The organism is Vibrio sp. R10-SG3-ISO10 (assembly GCF_059834185.1).
The window spans coordinates 79,014-95,579 of sequence record NZ_JCBDHG010000007.1; the positions used below are offsets into that span (position 1 = coordinate 79,014).

General features: G+C 45.6%; 14 protein-coding genes. 8 read left to right on the forward strand and 6 right to left on the reverse strand.

Annotated features, from left to right (window positions below; all coding sequences use genetic code 11):
- The first annotated feature begins 284 nt into the window (after positions 1 to 284).
- On the forward strand, positions 285 to 1,316 hold the full coding sequence (gene dapD / locus AC6R16_RS04135; RefSeq protein ID WP_500673691.1) for a 2,3,4,5-tetrahydropyridine-2,6-dicarboxylate N-succinyltransferase: 1,032 nt from the start codon (positions 285 to 287) through the stop codon (positions 1,314 to 1,316).
- 152 nt (positions 1,317 to 1,468) lie between these two features.
- Here the strand turns inward: dapD and glpT are convergent, their stop codons facing one another.
- Positions 1,469 to 2,833: a glycerol-3-phosphate transporter gene (glpT, locus tag AC6R16_RS04140; RefSeq protein WP_171322171.1), complete on the reverse strand. Its 1,365-nt coding sequence runs from the start codon at positions 2,831 to 2,833 to the stop codon at positions 1,469 to 1,471.
- Positions 2,834 to 3,442: 609 nt separating this feature from the next.
- Here glpT and glpK point away from each other — a divergent pair.
- The 3 genes from glpK to glpD all read left to right on the forward strand — a co-directional run bounded on the left by glpK (position 3,443) and on the right by glpD (position 7,796).
- Positions 3,443 to 4,960, forward strand: a complete 1,518-nt coding sequence (gene glpK, locus AC6R16_RS04145; protein WP_500673692.1) for a glycerol kinase GlpK — start codon at positions 3,443 to 3,445, stop codon at positions 4,958 to 4,960.
- Positions 4,961 to 5,289: 329 nt separating this feature from the next.
- Positions 5,290 to 6,063, forward strand: coding sequence for a DeoR/GlpR family transcriptional regulator (locus tag AC6R16_RS04150; protein WP_171322168.1), 774 nt, complete (start codon positions 5,290 to 5,292; stop codon positions 6,061 to 6,063).
- 179 nt (positions 6,064 to 6,242) lie between these two features.
- Positions 6,243 to 7,796, forward strand: a complete 1,554-nt coding sequence (gene glpD / locus AC6R16_RS04155) for a glycerol-3-phosphate dehydrogenase (protein ID WP_500673693.1) — start codon at positions 6,243 to 6,245, stop codon at positions 7,794 to 7,796.
- A gap of 69 nt (positions 7,797 to 7,865) precedes the next feature.
- Here the strand turns inward: glpD and AC6R16_RS04160 are convergent, their stop codons facing one another.
- Positions 7,866 to 9,050 (reverse strand): NnrS family protein, encoded by a 1,185-nt coding sequence (locus AC6R16_RS04160; RefSeq protein ID WP_500639414.1) that lies wholly within the window; start codon positions 9,048 to 9,050, stop codon positions 7,866 to 7,868.
- Between the two features lie 242 nt (positions 9,051 to 9,292).
- Here AC6R16_RS04160 and AC6R16_RS04165 point away from each other — a divergent pair, with 242 nt between their 5' ends.
- Positions 9,293 to 9,853, forward strand: coding sequence for a gamma-glutamylcyclotransferase family protein (locus tag AC6R16_RS04165; protein WP_500639413.1), 561 nt, complete (start codon positions 9,293 to 9,295; stop codon positions 9,851 to 9,853).
- Positions 9,854 to 9,881: 28 nt separating this feature from the next.
- On the opposite strand, the gene AC6R16_RS04170 is transcribed toward AC6R16_RS04165, so the two are convergent.
- A complete protein-coding gene (locus AC6R16_RS04170; protein WP_004747893.1) occupies positions 9,882 to 10,214 on the reverse strand; it encodes a tRNA-binding protein in 333 nt (110 codons plus the stop codon).
- A 177-nt stretch (positions 10,215 to 10,391) separates the two neighbouring features.
- Here AC6R16_RS04170 and AC6R16_RS04175 point away from each other — a divergent pair, with 177 nt between their 5' ends.
- Entirely contained in the window at positions 10,392 to 11,393 is a 1,002-nt protein-coding gene (locus AC6R16_RS04175) for a substrate-binding domain-containing protein (protein WP_171322159.1), read from the forward strand.
- A gap of 52 nt (positions 11,394 to 11,445) precedes the next feature.
- Here AC6R16_RS04175 and AC6R16_RS04180 read toward each other — a convergent pair whose 3' ends face one another.
- Complete coding sequence (locus tag AC6R16_RS04180; RefSeq protein ID WP_500639412.1) at positions 11,446 to 12,327, reverse strand: aldo/keto reductase; 882 nt, start codon at positions 12,325 to 12,327, stop codon at positions 11,446 to 11,448.
- Between the two features lie 206 nt (positions 12,328 to 12,533).
- Here AC6R16_RS04180 and AC6R16_RS04185 point away from each other — a divergent pair, with 206 nt between their 5' ends.
- Positions 12,534 to 13,424 (forward strand): LysR family transcriptional regulator, encoded by an 891-nt coding sequence (locus AC6R16_RS04185; protein WP_500639411.1) that lies wholly within the window; start codon positions 12,534 to 12,536, stop codon positions 13,422 to 13,424.
- A 102-nt stretch (positions 13,425 to 13,526) separates the two neighbouring features.
- On the opposite strand, the gene ahpF is transcribed toward AC6R16_RS04185, so the two are convergent.
- Both ahpF and ahpC read right to left on the reverse strand, forming a co-directional pair.
- Positions 13,527 to 15,119, reverse strand: a complete 1,593-nt coding sequence (gene ahpF, locus AC6R16_RS04190; protein WP_500639410.1) for an alkyl hydroperoxide reductase subunit F — start codon at positions 15,117 to 15,119, stop codon at positions 13,527 to 13,529.
- 271 nt (positions 15,120 to 15,390) lie between these two features.
- Positions 15,391 to 15,948: an alkyl hydroperoxide reductase subunit C gene (ahpC, locus tag AC6R16_RS04195; RefSeq protein WP_004747884.1), complete on the reverse strand. Its 558-nt coding sequence runs from the start codon at positions 15,946 to 15,948 to the stop codon at positions 15,391 to 15,393.
- A 229-nt stretch (positions 15,949 to 16,177) separates the two neighbouring features.
- Here ahpC and AC6R16_RS04200 point away from each other — a divergent pair, with 229 nt between their 5' ends.
- Positions 16,178 to 16,522, forward strand: a complete 345-nt coding sequence (locus tag AC6R16_RS04200; protein WP_500639409.1) for a ribosome recycling factor family protein — start codon at positions 16,178 to 16,180, stop codon at positions 16,520 to 16,522.
- Positions 16,523 to 16,566 lie beyond the last annotated feature (44 nt).

A 16,566-nucleotide genomic window follows, 5' to 3' on the forward strand; every position in this document is an offset into this window, starting at 1 on the left:
ATATAAACAGTAATAAGCGCAAAAAGCGCAGCGCCAATCAGTTATAAGTAAAGTCTTACTAAAGAGCCCGAAGCACTGCTTCGGGCTCTTTTTATTGCGGGTAGCAAAATCGCCAATATAGGCAAAAAGACAACATATCGCTAAAGAGACAAAAAATATCGGCTTACAGACTTTCTCCATTTCAGGTCTTTAAACTCTTAAATCGTCTCTTTATGATGAATCTAACTTAATTTAAGACAGAGCAACAACGCCCTGTCGAAACGATATCTACATGGAGATGAAACATGGCTTACTTTTCTCTAGCCTTTGGTACGGCAACCAAAAACCGTGATGGAAAAATCATCGAAGCATTTTTCCCAAACCCAGTTCTTAACCCAGCTGATGCTCTAGTTGAAGCGGTAGCAAAAGTGGCAGGTTATGAGCAAGGTAACCAAGCTATCGAAATCTCTGCGGCTCAAAGTGCTGAGCTTGTTGGCGCATTTGAAGCAAATGGCGACGCAGCAAACGCATCATTCGCGGCAAAAGCAGCGGAATCTTCTCAGCCACTAGTACTGGTTGTTCTAGCATCGGACGAGAAACCAGCGTCAGTAGCAGAAGGCTTCCTTAAGCTACAACTGATCTCTAACCGCCTAGTTCAACCTCACGGTACTGTGCTTGATGGTATCTTCGGTCTATTGCACAACATTGCTTGGACTAACGAAGGTCCTATCGATCTACCAGAACTGGCTGAGCGTCAAATTGAAGCTCGTCTAGCAGGTCGCGCACTATCTGTAGATTGTGTCGATAAGTTTCCTAAGATGGTTGATTACGTGGTTCCTGCAGGCGTTCGTATCGCTGACACATCTCGCGTACGTCTTGGTGCGCACGTGGGCGAAGGCACTACGGTTATGCACGAAGGCTTCATTAACTTTAATGCGGGCACAACAGGTGTAAGCATGGTTGAAGGCCGTATTTCTGCTGGCGTGGTTGTTGGTGACGGTTCAGATATCGGTGGCGGTGCATCTATCATGGGTACGCTATCTGGCGGTGGTACTGTTGTCGTATCTATCGGTGAAAATTCACTGCTTGGTGCTAACGCAGGTCTTGGTTTCCCACTAGGCGATCGTTGTACTGTTGAATCTGGCCTTTATGTAACTGCGGGCTCTAAAGTGCGTATGCTTGATTCAGATGGCAATGAAGTAGAAGTGGTTAAAGCTCGTGATCTTGCTGGCGTATCTGACCTACTCTTCCGTCGTAACTCAGTAACAGGCCAAATTGAATGTCTTGCTAACAAGACGGCTGTAGAACTGAACTCTGAGCTTCACAGCAACAACTAATAGCACTGTAGACAAAGTTAGCGCTTGTTAATAATAAAATCCCCCAGCAGATGCCTGCTGGGGGATTTTTTCGCCTATCTATTAGTAATAGTAAGCTTTATAGTCACTGACGTTGTTTTTATAGTTTTTACTTAAGAAGCAACAACCTGCGATCAGGCTAGCGCTTCTTTCTCGCGTGCTTTTTGTTCGTGGTGTGCGCGTTCACCTAAGAAGGCATAGGTCAAACAAACGATAGATGTAATACAAGAACCAACCAAGATGATGAATCCGCCATCCCAGCCAAAGTGGTCAACCGTATAGCCGAGAATCGCATTCGCTGCCACAGCGCCACCTAAGTAACCAAACAAGCCCGTCAGTCCTGCTGCTGTTCCCGCCGCCTTCTTCGGTGCCAGTTCTAATGCATAGAGACCGATTAACATTACTGGACCGTAAATTAAGAAGCCGATCGCTACTAGAGCCATCATATCAACCGTAGGGTTACCGGCTGGGTTAAACCAGTAAACCAGAACTGCGACGGTAACGAGAACCATAAACAAGATACCTGCAGGCGCTCGACGACCTTTAAACAACTTATCGGAAATCCAACCACAAAGCAGAGTGCCAGGGATCCCCGCCCACTCATATAAGAAGTAAGCCCATGAGGATTTGTCGACTGAAAAATCTTTCGCTTCTTTGAGGTACACAGGTGCCCAGTCCAATACTCCGTAACGAATCAGGTAGACAAACGCATTCGCAATCGCAATCGACCACAACAGCTTGTTAGAGAAAACATATTTAAAGAAGATCTCTTTTGCGGTCATCTCTTTCTCATGTGACTTGTCGTAGTCATCTGGGTAATCTTCTTTGTACTCTTCAATCGGAGGCAAGCCACAAGACTGAGGTGTATCTCGAACAGTAAACCAGATAAAAATCGCAACGAGAGTGGCAAAGAAAGCGGGAACATAGAAAGCAGTTCGCCAATCATCGTTGAATGCCCATAATCCGAGAATAAACAGAGGACCAATTAAGCCGCCGCCAACGTTGTGTGCCACGTTCCAAACCGAAACAATTTCACCCCGTTCCTTACGCGACCACCAGTGAACCATAGTTCGTCCACAGGCAGGCCAACCCATTCCTTGAAACCAGCCGTTCAAGAACAACAGAATGAACATGGCTGCGATGCTTCCAGTAGCCCAAGGCATAAAGCCAAAACAGAACATCACTAAGGCGGACATCAACAAACCGCCACTTAGGAAATAACGTGGGTTAGAGCGATCCGACACACTGCCCATTAAGAATTTGGACAGACCATAAGCAATAGAGACCGCGGCAAGCGCAACGCCAAGATCACCACGACTAAAGCCTTGTTCAATTAGGTATGGCATAGCCAGACTGAAGTTTTTACGTACTAGATAGTAGCCTGCATAACCGACAAAGATGCCGATAAAGAGCTGCCAACGTAAACGGGAATAAGCGCCATCAATCTTATCTGTGGGTAAGCGATCGATGTGCGCCTTAGGTTTAAATATTCCAAACATAGGGGCCTCATTATAATTTGAGCGATAGTAGGGTCTTCAAAAACTCGAACGAGCAAAATAAAGTTTCGTTCGAAAGCCTGCGCATTCTATTAGAAATTCAATTTATTTCTGTGACAAATGTTGCATAAGAATTAAAACTGAGTAAATACAGTGTATTAAGAGAGAATAATTAGCGCGCGCTTCCACTTTTCACATATTTAGTTACTGTTCGAATGACCATATTTAACAAAACACCAACTCCCCTACCGTACAAAATCTCAAATAAAGCTATTCACAACGGTGATACTCTCGATAACAGAGTGACTGAAAGGCACGCTCATTAAGGGGCTAACATCGATTTTTTAGGGCTTTCGACAACTACCCATAGATAGCAAACAGACAGAGATGATTAACAAACAAAGCGCGTTTACTTAACATTTACATGCTTAAACGCTCATTTTTTATGCTCGTTTGTTTTCGATTGCCGTGATATGTGCAAAATTAATGTGCATAAACAGGGAAACTACACCAATCTTTACTGCTCAAACCGCTCTGTCTCGACTCGCACGGCAAAGATAAGCAGACCAAGATTAGCTAAAATAGTAATAACGAAACAAAAGGACTCTTACCATGACTGAGCAAAAGTACATTGTTGCCCTAGACCAAGGCACAACAAGCTCACGCGCGGTGATTTTGGATCACGATGCAAACATCGTTAGTATCTCGCAACGTGAATTCACACAAATCTATCCTCAGTCAGGATGGGTGGAACATGACCCTCTCGAAATCTGGGCGACCCAAAGTTCAACCTTGATTGAAACTCTGGCTAAGTCTGGCATAAGCAGTGATCAGCTCGCAGGTATTGGCATCACTAACCAACGTGAAACCACCATCGTTTGGAATAAAGAGACGGGAAAACCTGTTTACAATGCGATCGTATGGCAATGCCGCCGAACTGCAGAAATTTGTGAGCAGCTCAAAGAACGAGGATTGGAAGAGTACGTCAGAGAGAATACGGGGTTAGTTCTCGATCCTTATTTCTCGGGAACTAAAGTAAAATGGATACTCGACAACGTTGAAGGAGCAAGAGAAGATGCCGAAGCGGGCAAGCTCTTGTTCGGCACCGTTGATACTTGGTTAGTTTGGAAAATGACTCAAGGCCGTGTTCATGTCACTGACTATACCAACGCATCTCGCACAATGCTGTTTAACATCAACGACCTGTGCTGGGATCAAAAGCTACTTGATGAGCTAGGAATTCCGGCTTCAATGATGCCAGAGGTTAAACGCTCTTCTGAGATATATGGACAAACCAATATTGGTGGTAAAGGCGGTACAAGGATTCCTATTGCCGGTATCGCTGGAGACCAGCAAGCCGCACTCTACGGCCAAATGTGTGTCGAAGCTGGTCAAGCTAAAAACACCTATGGAACAGGTTGTTTCCTACTGATGAACACCGGACAAGAGAAGGTCAACTCTACCCATGGTTTGCTCACTACATTGGCTTGTGGACCTTCAGGGGAGCCTGCTTATGCACTAGAAGGCGCGGTATTCATGGGTGGCGCTTCTATCCAATGGTTACGTGATGAGATGAAACTGCTTGCTGACGCAAAAGATTCTGAATACTTCGCCACCAAAGTCGACTCATCCAATGGGGTGTATGTCGTCCCTGCTTTTACCGGCCTTGGTGCTCCGTATTGGGATGCTTGGGCGCGTGGCACTATTGTTGGTCTAACTCGTGGTGTCAGCTCTAACCACATCATAAGAGCGACGCTAGAAGGTATCGCCTATCAAACCAGAGATGTTCTTGATGCGATGCAGGCGGACTCGGGCATTAAACTGGCCAACTTACGTGTTGATGGCGGTGCAGTTGCCAATAATTTCCTTATGCAGTTCCAATCAGATGTTTTAGATACTGAAGTTCACCGCCCTAAAGTAACCGAAGTCACCGCATTGGGAGCGGCTTACCTTGCAGGCCTTGCTGTTGGATATTGGAATAGCATTGATGAGCTGCAAAACAAAGCCGAACTCGATCGCACCTTTGAGCCTCATCATGACGAAGAGAAACGCAATCGCCGCTACAAAGGATGGAAGCGCGCCGTGAAGTGTGCTCAGGTATGGGCTGAAATGCATAATGAAGAAGACTAGTACCTAAACCTGGCATTCGATTAACGAAAGTGGGGCGTCTTATACCAATCGGGATAAATAGATGTTCAGAAAGTTGCGCAGGAAAAATCGCTTAGAGCAAGGCATAGATTGCAGCTAGCTAGTTGACCTAACTACAAAATCTATAACGACGCTATAAGCGATTTTAACCAGCAAGAATGACCAGATATTTGTGCCGCTTGGTATTGAGGCGCCCTTTTTTGCGCCTTGTCCCCTATTCCGTACACGCTTCTCTTCTCAGAACGAAAGAATTCGCGCACAATAGCGCGAGTTATTATTTTCGAATTAAGCTCGAACACAGGGAGCGGCGAGTGAAGCAAATACCAAGACATCAGCAAATCATTGCTCTTGTACAAAAGCAGGGCTATGTGAGTACTGATGAGTTAGTTGAAAAGTTTAATGTCAGTCCACAAACCATCAGACGAGATCTGAATGAGTTAGCGGACGAAAACAAAATTCGCCGATATCACGGCGGTGCTACGATCCCATTAAGTTCAGAAAACACCTCTTATACCGATCGTAAGAGCATGAACTTCAATGAAAAGGATGTGATCGCTGACGAAGTGGTCAAACACATTCCAGATGGCGCGACGCTATTTATCGACATCGGTACCACCCCAGAGGCCATCGCTCGTGCACTGAGTAAAAATCACAAGCAATTACGTGTTGTCACCAATAACATCAATGTCGCGACTATCTTGCTTCCGAATCCAGAATTTAAAGTGATTCTCGCAGGCGGAGAGGTGCGCAATCGAGACGGCGGTATTGTCGGCGAAGCGACACTCGATTTCGTCAAACAGTTCAGACTAGACTTCGGTATTCTGGGGATTAGTGGCATTGATTTTGATGGCTCTCTACTCGACTTTGACTACCATGAAGTCAGAGTGAAACAAGCGATTATTGAGAACAGCCGTAGTGTGTTCTTAGCCGTTGATCACTCCAAGTTTGGTCGTAATGCAATGGTCAAACTAGGCAATATCTCTCAACTCCACATGCTGTTTACCGATAAGCAGCCACCAAAAGAAATTCTTTCAATCCTTAAAGAACACTCCATTCCTTTAGAAGTGGTAAACAAAGAAGAATAATCAACATTTCTTCATTTGAATTTAACCTTATTGAAACCTTTATCGCGAGATAAAGGTTTTTTTGTGCATAAATCACACAAACGAGCGTAAACGAAAATAAATAGTGATCAAAAACGAAAGCTGAGCTAGGATTCAATTATGTTCAAAAATGCTCGTTCGCTCAACACAAGGTCATATTCATGAGTAACAACCAGAATTCGGCTAATTCGCAAAAAGTTTTAGATTTGATCGTTATTGGTGGTGGTATCAATGGCGCAGGTATTGCTGCAGATGCGGCAGGTCGTGGACTATCAGTCGGTCTATACGAAGCACAAGATTTCGCGTCAGCCACTTCGTCGGCCAGTTCTAAACTGATCCACGGTGGCTTACGCTATCTAGAGCATTATGAGTTTCGTTTAGTTTCGGAAGCGCTCGCTGAACGTGAAGTATTACTCCAGAAAGCGCCCCATGTTGCTCAACCTATGCGTTTTCGCTTACCTCATCGACCATTTCTCCGCCCAGCTTGGATGATCCGTTGTGGACTATTCCTTTACGACAACCTAGGTAAACGCACCACACTACCTGCAAGTAAAGGGATTGATTTAGCCAAGTCCGGCATACTTAAGCCTGAAATGAAAAAAGGCTTTGAGTATTCAGACTGCTGGGTAGACGACGCGCGCTTAGTGCTGCTCAATGTCCTTGCTGCTCAGGAGAACAATGCAGAGATCCGTAACTACAGCCGTGTAGAAAGCGCTCGACGTGAAGGTGAACTGTGGAGCGTGACTATTCGTGATGAACTTACAGGCCAAGCAATAGAACGCAAGGCGAAAGCCTTAGTCAACGCGGCAGGGCCGTGGGTCAAACAGTTCTTTGATGATGGTTTAGAGCAAGCTTCTCCTCGCAATATTCGCTTGATCAAAGGATCGCATATTGTCGTTCCTCGTATTCATGATGAGCCTCAAGCTTACATTCTTCAAAACCAAGATCACCGAATCGTGTTCATGATTCCTTATTTAGATAAGTTCTCGATCATTGGTACCACCGATGTGGAATACAAAGGTGACCCGCGTGAAGTTGCCATCTCTGATGATGAAGTCGATTACCTCATCGACATCGTCAACCAACACTTCGTCCAGCAACTTAAACGTGAGGACGTGGTTTGGACATACAGCGGCGTGCGACCTTTATGTGATGACGAATCAGACTCACCACAAGCGATAACGCGCGACTATACTCTTGAACTGGAAGCGGAATACGACCAAGCACCACTGCTTTCCGTATTTGGTGGCAAGCTAACTACCTACCGTAAGTTAGGTGAAGCGGCGTTAGAAAAACTCAAGCCTTACCTACCTAATATGGGTACACCTTGGACAGCAAACCATGCGCTTCCTGGCGGTAACTTCAGTTGCTCACGTGAACAGCTAGCCGCAACGCTTCACAACGCTTACCCTTGGTTACCCGAAGCATTATTGCTGCGCTACGTAACGCAATTTGGCACCTATACATGGAAGCTACTGGAAGGAATGGAAAACATCGATGCGCTGGGGATTAAGTTCTCGGACGCAGCCCAAGGTGTTTTCCAACGTGAAATCGACTATCTCATTGAACATGAAATGTCAGTCACCGAAGAGGATATATTGTGGCGTCGTACCAAACTTGGCTTGTACCTAGACAGCCAAGAGCAACAGGCGCTAAGTGACTATCTAAAGAGTAAGCAACCTGCCACAGTGGTCCCGTTTTCTGAGGTAGGTTAGCCCCCACTTTCCTATCGCAATGCAAAAGGCTTGGCACTCGCCAAGCCTTTTCTTTTGATTTAATTCACTTTAACCAGGGTGCCCATCGACTCTTGGCGTGATCAGCATCTTGCCAAACATTCCCACATACATAGCGAATGCGAGTATCCACAATGCGGCGCTGATGTTGACCGATTCAATCAGGTATTGAGGGAAAAACGCAACGCCCAAGCTACGAACCAAAGCAGCCAATATAATCGCTGCGAAAGCAACACTCATGTTTGGACCTTGGTAAATCGCGCGCCCGGTGTGCCCCATAGTCACACGTGCGATCATCGCTAAGATCACACCACCAATGGCGCCAATAGCAAACATGTGCAGCATATTGTGGCTGGCAAATGGGTTGTCGAGTAAACCACGCAGCAACAAACTCATTGGAATACATAAGTAGGTTGCGTGCAACGACCAGACTAGAGGCTCACTGAGAGTTCGCCACGGCTGCCACCTCATCACTCTAATCAAATGCGCTAACCCTGAAATTACCATTAGCGGTTGACCTAACTGTGCAAACGTCATCGGGAAGAAGCTGAGAATAAACAGCCCTACCAATGGCAAGTTCGCCACCCAATCTAACCAGACGATAGGTTGAGGCTTTTCGAAATTAAACCGACGAGCCGTAAAGAATGGGATCACTCTGCTCCCCATAACAGAAAGCAACAAGGTGAACCACCACAGCATAGCTTGCCACACCGCCGATGAAGGAAACGGTGGCATCCCCTTCACCGTTGCGTAACTGGCAAAGTTAGCCACGATTGCCAGAACAAACAAGGGAACGAAAAACAGGTTACGCCACCCTTTTGCTTTGACCACGCGCGTCCCGACTTCAAATGCTGTCATAGCTAAAAACAGAGCTTCAATAGAAGAGATGAGCCACAACGGCGTTGGCGTCCATAACAGTACGCGAGGCGCCAACCACAACCCAACCAAGATGGCTAAACGGTGATGTTTAGTGCCGTTAATGCCCGTCCAGTTTTGCACTGCAGTTAACACAAAGCCGACAACAATCGCCATCGCAAAGCCAAATATCATTTCATGTACGTGCCACCACAGCGCAGGCACTTGCAATGTTGTTGGCTGGCCGGATTGAAACATCCATACCCAAACCGCTATCGCAATAACGGCATAAATAGAACCAAGAAGAAAGAAAGGTCGAAACCCAAGACGCAAAACGGGTGGAATGGCTTCTTCGACCTTTTTGTCGGTAATATTGAGCACTGAAATACTCCTAAACAAATTTAAATCTCTAACTTTTTGCACTATCGCAAGAAGTGTTCCAGTTTGTTAAAGCGTTATAGACTCTTGCTTTCAGCGCTCTAACCACTCCATTTAAAGTCATAATGACACAGTAAATACATGTCATTATGACCCTACTAAAACAATTTGTATCACTTCCTTTTGTCTCGAAAAGTCGCTAGTTTAGAACTTTGCTGATCATGCCAATCAATAAGGAGAGCAGAATGGCAAACTATATCTTTGGCTACGGCAGTCTGATGAACTCTGCCTCACGACAACTGACTGGCCAAACTTCCGCAGCGATTCCCGCTACCGCACATGGCTTCAGGCGTTACTGGGGCAAAGTCGATGATAGCTATATTCTATCACCATTGGTGGTAGACAAAGGACAGGGACAAGTCAATGGGGTTTTGTTGGAAGTGAGCGGTGACGGACTGCAAGAATTCGACATTCGCGAACGAGGGTATCAGCGAGTTTTAATCTCAGCGGATAAACTTGATGCTGAACTAGCATTATCGACCAATGATCACGTGTGGGTCTACATCAAAGACAACCCTGAACCACCTTGTTCATTAAGCCCTATCATGCAGACTTACGTTGATACTGTACTCGCGGGGTGCCTAGAAATCTCCGAGCAGTTTGCCCAGCAGTTTGTAGAACATACCATTGGCTGGAATTTTCCATTGGAGAATGATCGCCATCAGCCCAAATATGGCAATTTGGCAGGAGTAAAACCAGAGCACCACAACACAATTGATGCCCTGGTGGCTGAAGCAAGAGCCTAACTAAAAACCCTCAGCCGAAAAGAGAACTCTATACAATACGAACCCCAGCAGGCATAGAACGCTCTGGGGTTAACAGAACACTTTGTGATTCATCGTCAGTCTCAGCGCAAAGCAACATACATTCCGAGGTTTCTCCACGCATTTTGGCTTTCGCCAAGTTACACAACACCACTACTTCTTTTCCCATCAACTCCTGCTCGGTGTAATAAGGCACTAAGCTAGTGACGGTTTGCAGCGTCTTTTCTCCAACATCAATTTGAACGATGTAGAGTTTGTCTGCATTTTCGTGGCGAGCGACTTCGATGATTTTTCCTGTACGCATTTCTAATTTTGCGAAGTCGGTGTATGCGATCGTTTCCATGATTAACCTCGAACTTAAAGCTGGTAAAATTTTACTAAAAGACAACGTTTACACTATCAGCAACCGCTTATATTGCAAGTGGTAAAGATCGCATTTCAAGAAACTGAATGCTATACAATTTGCCTTATTTACATTCAAAGGGTTAAATAACCCTAGGAGTATTTTTCGAGGTCACACATGGCAACTATTAAAGATGTCGCCAAAGAAGCGGGCGTATCCATCGCGACTGTTTCTCGGGTCATTAACAAATCACCAAAAGCGAGCAAAGCATCGATTGCTTCAGTGACACAGGCGATGGCCAAACTCGGTTATCGACCAAATGCCGCCGCGAAAGCTTTGGTAAGCCAAAGCAGCAATACGGTTGGAGTATTAGTTGGCGATGTATCTGATCCTTTTTTTGGCACTTTGGTCAAAGCAGTCGACAATGTTGCCCATGAACACGGTAAACATATCTTGATCGGTAACGGCTACCACAGCCCGGAAGAAGAGCGAAAGGCGATTGAACTATTGATCAACAACCGTTGCGATGCCTTGGTTATTCACTCGAAAGGTTTATCAGATGAAGAATTGATCGGCTATGCCAAAGAAGTCAAAGGCCTGGTTTTTATCAATCGCCACATTCCAGAAATGGCCGAGCGCTGCATTGCACTGGATAACCGCCGAGGCGCCTACCTCGCCACGGAATACCTTATTCGCCATGGTCATACTAAGATAGCTTGCGTCGCTTCAGCGCATCGTATTGAAGACTCGGATCAACGTGTTGATGGTTACTTGCAAGCACTACGAGACAACAATATCGAACTTCCTCAAAGCTATATTGAATATGGTGAGCCGAACAACGATGGCGGTGAAGTTGCCATGACGAATCTGCTGACTAAATCTTTAGACATCACTGGCGTTGTAGCCTACAACGACTACATGGCCGCGGGTGCGCTGTCGGTGCTAGACGAAAATGGTATCAAGGTGCCGGATCAAATTTCAATGCTTGGCTTTGATGATGGCCTGATCGCTCGCTATGTCAGCCCTCGCCTGACAACGATTCGTTATCCAATCGCGATGATGGCAGAACGAGCGGCGCGTTTAGCGCTGAATCTAGCCAAAGAACAAAGCTCAAACGATGAGGCACTAATGTTCACGCCGACCTTAGTACGCCGCAACTCAGTTGAGAAAGTGACCTAAACGTAATAAAACAAAGGCGTTACCTGAGTAACGCCTTTGTTGTTTTAGGCTTCTAAGCCACACCATGACCTTTCGATGCAACCCAAATTCGGTACCACTGTTCATTGGTCAATGACAGTTCAAGCGCGCCGACCGCAGAGTGAACACGCTCAATGTTACCACTGCCCAAGATTGGGATTGGGTTAGACGGTAGACGCAATACCCATGCAAAGATGACTTGGTCGATCGAGCTTGCACCGACTTCTTGCGCCACTTCTGCCAAGGTATGACGTAAACGGCACATCTGTTCGCTCTCTTCGCCGAAAATACGACCACCAGCAAGACAAGACCAAGCCATTGGCTGTACGCGATGCTGCTGAAGCTGTTCAAGCGTGCCATCTTCCGTCACTTGCAAGTTCACTGGATTGATCTCGACTTGGTTAGTGATCAACGGCTGTTCAACTCTTGATTGCAATAAAGCAAACTGAGCAGGCGTGAAGTTAGACACACCAAAATGCTTTACTTTCCCCGCAGCTTTTAACTGAGCGAACGCTTCAGCCGCTTCATCTGCATCCATGAGTAAGTCAGGACGATGTAGGAGTAACACGTCTAAATGATCGGTATTCAAACGAGTTAACGATTGATCAACGGATTCAACAATGGCGGCTTTACCACTGTTATAGTGATTAACCTGAGGATCTTCACCGCGATAAATTCCGCATTTTGAAACAATCTCAATTTGATCACGCAAACTGCTATCTAGCGCTAAGACTTCTCCAAACATACGCTCACATGCAGAGTCTGGGCCGTAAACAGGCGCGTGGTCTACCGTCGTAATGCCTAGCTCTAGGTGCTGCTTAACAAACGACAGCTGCTGTTGGGTATTCATTCCCCACTCAGCCATACGCCAGTAACCTTGGATCATTGGTGAAAACACCGGATGTGTCTTATTCATCTCTATCCCCCTGATTTATAGACCTCACCATTGCAATATTGCAGTGAGTTTAATCTGTTCTGTACTCAGTATACTGGTACTAAAGCTAGGGATTAAACTAGCTAACAAGAAAAGATAATTCGATATACAGCACAATAGATGAGATTTAATTTCCTATATAGAACGATATAATTAACGACAGATTCAAGAACTCAGGTGAGTCAGATATGCAGAAGATGCACAAACGCTTTGAACGATATGCGTTGTTTAGTGAAGTCGCAAAGCAGCTCAGCTTTTCTAAGGCCGCGGAAAATTTAGGCATTTCACGCAGCTACCTTTCTTCACAAATCAATCAGCTAGAGCAAGAATTAGATACAAGTCTACTGATTCGTTCGACACGCAATGTGCGCCTAACTGCAGCGGGAGAAAAAATTCTCGCTAAGATGCAGTTTATTAATACATCGATCGTCGAGTTAGAAAAAGAGCTCGACCACACCAAAAGCGATGTCAGTGGCCTACTTCGAATTACTGCACCCACCATTTTTAGCCATCGCTTCTTGATCGATATTTGTCATCAATTTCAGCAGCAATACCCTGAAATCGAGTTTGATCTCGATGTCGGTTATAACCGCGAAGATCTGACCAAAAGTCATTTCGACTTAGCAATTAGAGCCACCAACAATCCACCCGACAACATGGTGGCAAAGAAGCTAATTCCTTATCAACACATCTGCTGTGCGTCTCCAGAATATCTAGAGAAACATGGCGTACCCAGTCACCCAGACGAACTGGTCCATCACAACTGTTTGTCCGATCCCAACTTACGTCGCTGGCAGTTTATCGATAATACTAAGAGCATTGAGGTAGAAACTAATGGCGATATGCTGATCAACGACAACTTACTGCTTCTGACGGCCGCGCAACAAGGCAAGGGGATCATAAAAATGCCAAGCTACTTGGTGCAGCCTTCATTAGATAGTGGGCAGTTAATACAACTACTACCGAATTACTTTATTGCCAGAAGCAATATTTATCTCATCTACCCACCGCAACTGCGCAGCAGCAGCAAGCTTGCCGCTTTTATCGACTTCACTCAGAAATGGTTTGAGGGTAAGTAGTCGCAGCACACATACAAAAAAAAGCCACTTCCAATCGCTTGGAAGTGGCGTCGAAATTACCGACAAAATGTTTGCAAATGAATATGGACAGGGATAAGCGCTTTACGCCGTTTCAGCAACCTCTGCTGGAGCAGGTGTGCGAATTAGGTAGTCGAACGCGCCTAAGCTTGCTTTTGCCCCCTCACCCATAGCGATGATGATTTGCTTGTACGGAACCGTAGTTACATCACCCGCAGCAAAGACACCGCTCATCGTAGTTGCACCGTGCGCATCGATTTCAATTTCACCGCGTGGTGAAAGCTCAACCTTAGTACCTTTCAACCATTCGCTGTTTGGCATAAGACCAATTTGAACAAAGATACCGGCTAATTCGATTTTCTTAATCTCACCTGTGTTGCGATCTTGATATTCCAAGCCAGTAACACGGTTGCCGTCGCCTAGCACTTGTGTGGTTTGCGCCATCTTGATGATTTCAATATTAGCTGTCGCATTGGCTTTATCGATCAGAACTTGGTCAGCACGTAGGGTGTCTGCAAACTCTAGAACGGTAACATGTTCAACAATACCGGCTAGGTCAATCGCCGCTTCAATACCTGAGTTACCACCACCGATTACCGCTGTTTTCTTGCCTTTAAATAATGGACCATCACAGTGTGGGCAGTAAGCAACCCCTTTGTTACGGTACTCTTGCTCACCAGGAACATTCATTTCACGCCAGCGTGCACCTGTACTGGTAATCACTGTACGAGCTTTTAGTACTGCGCCGCTTTCAAGCTCAACATGGATGTAACCATCTTCAGTCTGCTCTGCATCGATAATGTTGGCTGCGCGTTGCTCAGTCATTACTTCCACGCCGTATTCTTTAACGTGCTCTTCTAGACTCGCAACTAACTTAGGACCGGTTGTCGCTTTGACTGAGATAAAGTTCTCAATCGCCATCGTATCCATCACCTGACCACCGAAGCGCTCAGCGACGACACCTGTGCGAATACCTTTACGTGCTGCGTAGATTGCCGCTGAAGAACCCGCAGGACCACCACCAACAACCAAAACATCAAATGGTGCTTGTTCGTTTAGGCTGGCTGCTTTTTTCGCTGCTGCACCGGAATCAACTTTGTTAAGAATCTCAGCCAATGACATACGGCCTTGACCAAACAGCTCACCGTTGATGAAGACACTAGGCACCGCCATGATATCGCGTGATTTCACTTCATCTTGGAATGCAGCACCATCAATCATGGTTGTTTTGATTAGAGGGTTAATCGCAGACATCATGTTGAACGCCTGAACTACTTCAGGACAGTTTTGGCATGATAGTGAAATAAAGATTTCCACGTTTAATGCTTGGTCTAGCTGCTTGATCTGCTCAATCACTTCCGCTTCTAGCTTGATTGGGTGGCCACCGCTGTGAAGAAGAGCGAGAACCAGAGAAGTAAACTCGTGACCCATTGGCAAGCCTGCAAAACCAATTGCTGTACCTTGTGCTCGGTTCACAACCTGCATAATTGGTTTGCGTGAGCTTGCGTTGTCGTCACGCGTTACTTGGATTTTGTCTGTCAGTGAAGCGATATCATCCGCCAGTGCTTGGAGCTTGCTTGCTGTTTCGCTTTCATCAAGGCTCAATACAAGCTGAACGTCTGTTTTTAAGTTTTCTAGGTATGCTTTAAGCTGCTGCTTCATCGCTTGGTCTAACATGATATTACCTACTATTCATTTGTGATTCAGATGCGCTCTACTGCGCTGATGAAGCTATATTGCCCTGCGGTCGTAGATAGGTAAATTTGAACGTTTCTATTAGTTTGGTAGGTAAAACCTATCGAAAACTCCACGCCATCAGAATTCTTTTCTGCAAAAAATCAAACGCAAAAAGCCACACCCTATTCGGGTATGGCTTTATCAGTAAGGGCGGTATGCCAAGCTCAATAGGAGCAGAGCAAGGCATACCTGTACAAACCTGGTAATGAGGTTAGATTTTACCTACTAGGTCTAGAGATGGCGCTAGAGTCTCTTCACCTTCTTTCCATTTCGCTGGGCAAACTTCACCTGGGTTTGCTGCAACGTACTGTGCTGCTTTAACTTTACGTAGTAAGTCTTCTGCGTCACGACCGATACCTTCAGCAGTGATTTCCATTGCTTGGATAGTACCTTCTGGGTCGATTAGGAAAGTAGCACGGTCAGCAAGACCTTGACCTTCACGCATCACGTTGAAGTTGTTAGTAATAGTGCCAGTTTGGTCACCTACCATGAAGTATTCGATAGTACCGATCTTGTCAGAAGTATCGTGCCACGCTTTGTGTGAGAAGTGAGTATCCGTTGATACTGAGTAAACTTCTACACCACGTGATTGAAGTTCAGCGTACTTCTCTTGTAGGTCTACAAGCTCAGTTGGACATACGAAAGTAAAATCAGCTGGGTAGAAGAAGAATACTGCCCATTTGCCTTTCACGTCTTGCTCTGTGATATCTACGAACTCGCCGTTTTTAAATGCTGTTGCTGAGAATGGTTTGATTTGTGTGTTGATCATGATTTTACTCTCTTTCTAATCTAGTGTTTGAACGCTGCCTTGCGTCGATGGAGTTATATTGCCCTGACCAGGTTGATAGGTAAATTTGAACGTTTCTATTGCTCTGATAGGGAATCGCTATCAATCGAGATAGAGAAAATCTATCAACTCCACATGGAAATAGAGAGCGTGGCGAATTGAGGTGTGTTGCGATAAAGTGACATCTATTAACCCCCTTAATTGACTCACCATGATTTCCGTTCCGTTAAACAGTTTTGTTCACCGCGTTAACGATAAAGCGCAGGTTATCAGCGCGATTGTTGCTTATGGCTGCCAAGTAAAGCGTATCCGACGCTCTCGACATTGGTTGCTGAGTGGAGAGGAACAAGCGTTAAGAGAACTCAAACAATACTTGGTTACGGAAGATACATTGTGGATTGTGAAAGCGATCGATAAAGCTTTGCCCACTCCCGTTGTTGATCTGTCAGCCATCATTGCTGAGTCACCAAATATCACAATCAATCAGCTCGTTACTCAGTCGGGGTGTTCTCTCTCTGAAGCAAGAGCCGCGATTGACGAATTTGAAGGGTTTTAACGCCAGTTGTCAGACTGGCGTTACTAGGGTCTGTTCGAAGCTAA